Consider the following 4,146-nt stretch of genomic DNA (forward strand, 5'->3'; position numbering starts at 1 on the left):
CATTTTAGGGGATACATATCTGCAAATAATTTATGTAATAGGGCTTCAGTATGCCGAATCATAAAATTAACCGCTAAAATCTAGTATTCCTATTACAGAATACTCGAAATTATATGGAAAAGTCGATTTGTGGCACACGTACTGGCCATTTAATAAAGGCAACAGTCAAAGTTATTCCCTAAATTAAAAAGTTAAGGTTCTAAATTGTTATTATGATATTTATAGGATTTTTCATTTTAAATACATTTTTAACTAGGAATATTAGTTGTAAGATTCTCGAAACGGGGCCAAATTAACGATTATATGGGAAAAGTACCGATAATAACCTATATATAGTTGGCGTGAATATTGACTCTAAAAAATCACGCTTACATAGGCCGATTTACCGCCCGCGGCGAGGCATATCCCATGACCGAGTTCCCGAAAAAATACGACCCCAAGGAAATCGAGCCCCGGATCCAGAAGTTCTGGGAAACGAACGAGATCTTCCGGTTCGATCCAGCCAGCGAGAAGCCCACGTATTCCATTGACACGCCTCCCCCCACGCTATCCGGCTACATCCATATGGGACATGTCCTATCCTATTCCCAGGCTGAGTTCGTGGCCAGGTACCAGCGCATGCAGGGCAAGAACGTGTTCTACCCGATGGGCTTTGACGACAATGGCTTGCCAACGGAACGCTTCGTGGAGAAAAAGTATAAAGTCAATATCCGCAAGGTCGGCCGGGAGGAATTCGTCAAGCTCTGCCTCAAGGAAACGGAGATCGGCGGGGCCAGCTACCGGAACGTATGGACGACCCTCGGCATCTCCGTCGACTGGAGCCTCTTATATTCTACCATTAATACGCGCTGCCAGCGAATCTCCCAGCGCTCTTTCATCGATATCTACAATATGGGCCGCATGGAACGGCGCAACGAGCCCGCCATCTGGTGCCCCTTATGCCAGACGTCCCTGGCCCAGGCGGACGTGGAGGACTCGGAGCCAGTGCATTCCTTCCTCAACACCATAGAATTCTCGACCGAGGATGGTATGGAACTGCTGATCGCCACGTCCCGGCCGGAGCTCATATCCTCATGCGTGGGGCTGCTAGTTAACCCGAACGACGAGCGGTACAGGGAACTGGTCGGCAGGACGGCGCTGACGCCCATCTTCAAGGCGAAAGTGCCCATACTGGCCGATATTAAGGTCGACCCGGTGTTCGGCACTGGAATGGTCATGGTGTGCACGTTTGGCGACAAGACCGATATCGACTGGTGGCGCCAGTTCGACCTGCCCCTGAAGCTTTCCATTAACCCCAACGGCACGATGAACGACAACGCCGGCCCATATAAAGGCATGACACTGGCGGAATGCCGCAAGCGTATACTGGAAGACCTCAAGGCTGCCGGCCTTCTCCTGGAGCAGACGCCCATCGTGCACGTCATGAACGTCCACGAGCGCTGCGGCACGCCGGTAGAATTCTACGTGACCCCGCAATGGTTTATCCGGATACTCGACATAAAGGACGAGTTGCTCGCCCAGGGCGCGAAGCTGAACTGGTACCCGGAGCACATGAAGATCCGCTACGACACCTGGATCAACGGCCTCAAGTGGGACTGGTGTATCTCCAGGCAGCGCTACTTCGGGGTACCTTTCCCCATATGGTACTGCAGGAAGTGCGGCACCGTCGCGCTGGCCGATGACAGCCAGCTTCCCGTGGACCCGCTCGTTACGCAGCCACTGCACCCGTGCAAGAAGTGCGGCTCTACGGAGTTCGAGCCGGAGAAGGACGTGATGGACACCTGGGCCACGTCATCAATTACACCGCTCATCAACGCAAATTGGGGTGAGCCCGACTCCATCATCGATAAGATGTACCCCATGAACCTGCGCCCGCAGTCCCACGAGATCATCCGGACCTGGCTGTTCTACACGGTCATCAAGAGCTGCCTGCACACGCACAGCCTGCCATGGTCCGATATCATGATATCCGGCCAGGGCCTGGACCCGAACGGGAAAGCGATGCACAAGTCCAAGGGCAACATCATCGAGCCGCTGCCCTACGTGCAGAAGTACAGCGCCGACGCCGTCCGGTGGTGGGCCGCGTCCGCCAAGCTGGGCGATGACCTGGCCTTTAAGGAAAAAGAGATCGTCTATGGCCAGAAGTTCATCAACAAGCTCTTTAACGCCTCCCGGTTTGCCTCGCTTCACTTAAAGGACTATACGCCGAAAGATACGAGGCTGGAGCTGATCGACAGGTGGCTGTTGACGAAGCTGAACGATGTCATCCGCGAGAGCACCGAGAACTTCGAGCGTTACGAGTATAGCAAGGCGAAATCGCTGACCGAGCAGTTTTTCTGGGGCGACTTCTGCGATAACTATCTCGAGATCGCCAAGGATCGGCTTTACAGGAAAGCGGAGAACGGCGAAAGCGGCCAGGCCGCCCTGTACACGGTATACATGGCCCTGTCCAACTCGCTCAAGCTGCTGGGCCCGTTCATCCCGCACATCACCGAGGAAATCTACCAGCGCATGTTCCGCCAGAGCGAGGGTATTGTGAGTCTGCATAAATCGCAGTGGCCCGTCGTGAACGGCCTCTGGACGGACATCGAGGCGCTGAAGCTGGGTAACATGGCCGTGGCCATGATATCGAGCCTGCGGCAATACAAGAACTCCCAGAGCATGGCGCAGAATGCCGTCCTCTCGAAGGTTGTCATCTCGTGTGACGGGCTTGAGGACGATATCCGGCAGCTTGCGACGGTCCTGAAAGACACGATGAAGATCAGTGATATATCCTATGGAATTGTAGAGAGACCGGATGCCGTATCCGTAATTGGCGGCACTGAGATCAAGATGCAGATCGAAAAATAAATCGTGGAGCCCTAACGGGCCCATATAATTTTTTAAGTCTTTACTATAGGCCGTTCGGGAGCCGCGGTCTTTCCTGTCACCCAGTGGAATATCAAGCCGAGCAGGCCTCCCCAGATCAACGCTGCAACGAGCGCCGATATGATGCCGGTCGCCGTCAGCGCCGTCGGCAGAGCCCCGCCCGCGCTCAATAATATCGGGACCAGCAGCCCGAAGATGACCCAGACCGCCAGCATGAAAATTATTCCCTTTGTCACGGCATTTTGTGTCGGTATCTTCTCGTAGAACTCGCCGAAGATCGCCCCAAGGATCAGCCCGATAATGGCCATTAATAATAAGAGCGTGATCATCGCCGTGATCGAGGCCGCGGCAAAGCCCGCGATAGGCATAAGCCCGCCGAACACCGACCGCACATCCACGAACGCCACCAGGGACGCCAGCCCGACGAGCGCCAGCAGGATGGCCAGGATGCCAATGATCACTCCGGTAACGATGCCTGCGACAGCGCCGTCGCCAATGTCTTTAGTCGCCATAACATACCTTCCTTTCCCTTAATTAATAATCCGCAGATATAGCCGGATTTTGTACTGGTTACGTTAAAAGCGTCGCTGTCCTTTTCCATAAGCATTGTCCGCTTTTTATACAGGTCGGGGCACAGCTTGCTTATGATATAGCAAAAAGCATGATGCATACGAAACATGTAATTTGCAACAAATTTAATTTATTTGCTTTGTTGAATATGCCCTTTTAAGTCTCGGAGTGTACGGAAGCACTATTTTTCACCACAAAGGCACGAAGAGCACGGCCTTTTTAAGTCTCGGAGTGTACGGAGGCACTATTTTTCACCACAAAGGCACGAAGAGCATGGAGGCTCACAAAGTCTTTTTTATAATTAAGAGACAAAGGGCACAAAGCCGCTTTTTGAACTTTTAAGATACAAAGGATATGAAGGCACGATGGCAAAAAGTGCTCTTGTTCATACCACTGTGTCTTTGTATCCTTCGTGCCCTTATCGCCGATGAACCGGCTTTGTGATCTTTGTAACTTGCTCGAATTCGCATCAGCGAAACATTTAAAAGAAAACTCCGTGGGCCTTTGTGCCATAGTGCCTCTGTGGTGAAAATAGTGCCCTCCGTCTCTTAAAAAGCTTAAAATAGGGGAATAATTCAACACAGCAAATTTATTAAAAATTAGTTGGTGCCGCCTGGTGATTAAATAAAAATTCCGTGCGGCCTGGTGTAAACTTGGTGCCACTTGTAAGCACATGGTTTCAACCACACCAAGTTTACACCAAGTGGC

General features: G+C 52.0%; 2 protein-coding genes. One reads left to right on the plus strand and one right to left on the minus strand.

The window, feature by feature from the left end:
* Nucleotides 1-408: 408 nt before the first annotated feature.
* On the plus strand, nt 409-2,850 hold the full coding sequence (locus VMC84_RS02925; protein ID WP_325377972.1) for a valine--tRNA ligase: 2,442 nt from the start codon (nt 409-411) through the stop codon (nt 2,848-2,850).
* A 32-nt stretch (nt 2,851-2,882) separates the two neighbouring features.
* On the opposite strand, the gene VMC84_RS02930 is transcribed toward VMC84_RS02925, so the two are convergent.
* Nucleotides 2,883-3,380, minus strand: a complete 498-nt coding sequence (locus tag VMC84_RS02930; RefSeq protein WP_325377974.1) for a DUF6789 family protein — start codon at nt 3,378-3,380, stop codon at nt 2,883-2,885.
* Between the last annotated feature and the right edge of the window lie 766 nt (nt 3,381-4,146).

This window comes from Methanocella sp., assembly GCF_035506375.1.
GTDB lineage: Archaea > Halobacteriota > Methanocellia > Methanocellales > Methanocellaceae > Methanocella.

Coding starts and splice junctions, on each gene's coding strand:
- VMC84_RS02925 (WP_325377972.1), top strand. CDS start 409: ATGACCGAGTTCCCGAAAAAATACGACCCCAAGGAAATCGAGCCCCGG.
- VMC84_RS02930 (WP_325377974.1), bottom strand. CDS start 3,380: ATGGCGACTAAAGACATTGGCGACGGCGCTGTCGCAGGCATCGTTACC.